The sequence below is a fragment of the Streptomyces sp. WAC05292 genome (assembly GCF_003949955.1).
In the GTDB taxonomy this organism is placed as follows: domain Bacteria; phylum Actinomycetota; class Actinomycetes; order Streptomycetales; family Streptomycetaceae; genus Streptomyces; species Streptomyces globosus.
In genome coordinates this window covers 1-3273 of the sequence record NZ_RPSE01000542.1, presented here as the reverse complement: position 1 = coordinate 3273, position 3273 = coordinate 1, and the positions used below count along the sequence as shown (strand labels likewise).

Annotated in this window: 2 protein-coding genes; both read left to right on the top strand. The window is 74.8% G+C overall.

Annotated elements, in window-relative coordinates:
• Positions 1-182 precede the first annotated feature (182 nt).
• Entirely contained in the window at positions 183-1178 is a 996-nt protein-coding gene (locus EF903_RS30675; protein ID WP_125548251.1) for an SMI1/KNR4 family protein, read from the top strand.
• Between the two features lie 7 nt (positions 1179-1185).
• Positions 1186-3273, top strand: a 2088-nt coding sequence (locus EF903_RS30670; protein ID WP_125548250.1) for a nucleic acid/nucleotide deaminase domain-containing protein, incomplete at its 3' end; no start/stop codon positions are given.

The following is a 3273-nucleotide window of genomic DNA, read 5'->3' as shown; positions in this document are numbered from 1 at the left end:
TTGCGGGACAGCCTGTCAAATGTCGTCCGGGGTGTGGAACCTGGGTCGAATATTCGTATCAATTGGGATGTTTGCGGTCATGGCGGGGGTGGGTGGGACGGACCGGGTCGCTGGGCGGGGCCGGTCTTGCCCCACCGCATAGGCTGTGGGGAACCAGCCAGATCCAGCAGGGGGCTACTGCCATGACGACAGGTCGGCTCGGCGAGCAGGCCGCGCCACCCAACGCCGCGTATTCGGGGCAGGTCGTGCACTTTCCGGACCCGGTCCGGGCCGCTCGGCATCCCCAGGGTGTGCGGATGGGTGCGCAGGGACATCCGGATTTCTCGCCGTACGCGCGTGCGGCCGTGGAGATCGCCGAGCCTCCGGAGGGGTTCGGTGTGGACGAGCTGCGGTTGACGGACTACGTGTCGGCGAACGCGGCGATGCGGGCTGTCGGCCATCCTCTGTGGGACACGGTCGGGCCGGTGGCGACGCCGCACGGCTGGACGTGGCACCACGTGGCGGGGACGCGGCGCATGGAGCTGGTTCCGGTCGAGGTGAAGGCGCTGCTGCGGCACCATGCGGGTCTGGCGACTGCTCCTGTGGACCACGGGAAGCGGGGTACGCGTCCGCTGCAGGAGGTGCGTCCGGTGCACCTGGGGCTGCCGAAGGCGGCGGTGTCGGTGGGTGAGGAGCAGGTGCAGGGGGTCGAGGAGGATCTCGGGTACCGGCTGCCGGAGGCCTATCGGGCGTTCCTGAAGGCGGCGGGCGGGTGTGCGCCGGTCGGGGTGGGCCTGGATGTGGATCTGGGTGTGCTGGTCGACCAGCCGTTCTTCACGGTGCGTGAGGAGGCTGCCGTCAATGACCTGGTGTATGTGAACAAGTGCCTGCGGGACCACCTGACGAAGGACTACCTGTGTGTGGCGTTCGTGCAGGGCGGTCTGCTGGCGGTGAAGGTCAGGGGCGAGGGCATCGGTTCCGTGTGGTTCTCCCCGTACGACGACGGGCGCGACCGGGACGGTTGGTCGGTGCAGGAGCGCGTGGAGCGGCTGTTGCTGCCGTGCGGTGCGGATTTCGATGCCTTTCTCGAGAAGTTGGCGGGAAATCCCCCTGAGTTGGAGACGGTGGCCGGTCTGATGGTGGACGGCGGATTCGCGCGTTCGGTTCCGGTGCCGGGTGGCGCACCGGTGGAAGGGTGACGGCGCGATGGTGACGTTTGCGCAGGCGCAGGAGCGCGCCGAGGAGTGGATCAACGGGGGCGTGCCGCCGTACCAGCACCGTGAGGTGCGTGTGCGGGAGTTCGGGCTCGGTTTCGTGGTGTGGGCCGAGGACCGTGCGGGCGGGCCGGTGGCCGGCGGAGGCCGGCAGCGGCTGGTGATCGCGCGGGACGGCGGCGAGGTGACGCTGTGGCCGGGGCTGCCGGTGGGTGAGGTCATCCGCCGGTACGAGGAGGAGTACGGGGCCGCGGCCGTGCAGGCGGCGGAGCCGTCGGTGCCGGCGCCGCGGATCGACTCGGAGCAGACGTCGTTCATGCTGAGTCCTCCGGAGTGGTTGCAGGAGGCTGCGGACCGGGCGGGGATTCCGCCGGCTCCGGCTGCGGCTGCGGCTGAGGAGGCTGCTCCGGTTGCGGAGCGTGCTCCGGCCGCTCCACCCGCCGAGGCTGCGCCCGCCTCTGCCGATGATCTTGCCGGTGCGTCGTCGGGTGCGTCCGCTCCGGCCGCGGCCGCCGAGGTGCCGGAGCCGGTGCCGCTGCGGCGCGAGGTGCCGTACGAGCCGACCGCCGAGGGCGGGGTGCCCGTCGGGGCCACGCCGTGGGCGGGGACGGACGTGACGCCGGGTGCGGACGACGCCTCGGTGCCGCTGCCCGCGACCGTGTTCGCGCCGCCGCTGTCCGGTTCGGACCTGGACGATGCCGGTGCGGCGCCGTCGGCGTCCTCGGAGGCCCGGACGCAGCTGATGCCGGCGGGCAGCGCGCTGCCGAAGACCGCGATCGCGCCCGCGCTCGACCTGGGCGGGGCGCCGCCCGTGCCGCCGGCTGCGCCCGCCGCGCCGCCCGGGTCGCCCGAGGCGCTGGCGCAGGAGCCCACCGGCAAGGCGCCCGTCGCGCCGCCCGCGCCCCCTTCCGCTCCCGGCGCGCCGGGAGCGGGGCAGCCGCCCGCGCCTCCTGCGCCGCCGGGGGCTCCGGGGTCGATGGGGCGTGGGCTGGACCATGCCGCGACGATGCTGGCGGGGCCTGCGGTGGTGGGCGGGCCGCCCGCGCCTCCCGGTCCGCCGCCCGCGCCGGGTGCCGGTGCGGGGCAGCCGCCCGCGCCTCCCGGGCCGCCCGGGGCTCCGGGGTCGATGGGGCGTGGGCTGGACCATGCCGCGACGATGCTGGCGGGGCCTGCCGTGGTGGGCGGGCCGCCCGCGCCTCCCGGTCCGCCGCCCGCGCCCGGTGCGCAGCCGCCCCTGCCTCCCGCCGCTCCGGGTGGGCCCGGTACGCCCCCCGGCGGCGTCGAGCACGCCGCGACGATGCTGGCGGGGCCCGCCGTCGTGGCCGGCCCCTCCGCGCCGCCGGCCGCGCCCGCCGCCACCGGCACGCCCACCGTGGGTCCCGGCTACCAGGCCGTGCTCCGCTACCGCGGCAACGACGGCTCCGAGCAGCAGATCATCCGCCGCTCCGCGCCGGGCACGCCGCACCCCGAGTGGCAGATCCTGCACGAGCTGCGCGCGATGAACGTGCCGCCGCAGCAGGTGCTGGAGCTCCACACCGAGCTGGAGTCCTGCGAACTGCCCGGCGGCTACTGCGCGCGGATGATCCGCGAGACCTGGCCGCAGGTGCGGATCACCAGCGTCGCCCCGTACGGGAAGGACCACGCCGGGCGCCAGGCCGGCATGCGCCACCTCCTCACCCACCAGGGGGAACTCCACCAGGTGGCCGACGGTCCGGCGCGCCCGGCACCCGTACGGGCGCCGCTGCCGCAGGTGCCGCTCCAGCCGGCGATCCCGCTCGACGCGATCGGCGCGGAGCTCGCCGGGGCGTTCGGGCCGCAGGGTGTGTTCCGCTTCGACCAGCGGGCCGTGTCCCGGCAGGGTGTGCCCGACATCGTCGCGCAGACCCTGATGTGGGCCGGTCTGCCGACCGACTTCGGACCGTTCTTCTGGGCGCAGGCCGTGCCCGGGCAGCCGGTGCCGACGCTGGCCGAGCTGGCGGTGCAGCGGCAGGTGCAGCCCGCGTCGGACGCCGGCTCGTACCTGGTGATCGGCAGCGACTTCGGCAAGGCGCTGTGCGTGCAGTACGGGACCGCGCACATC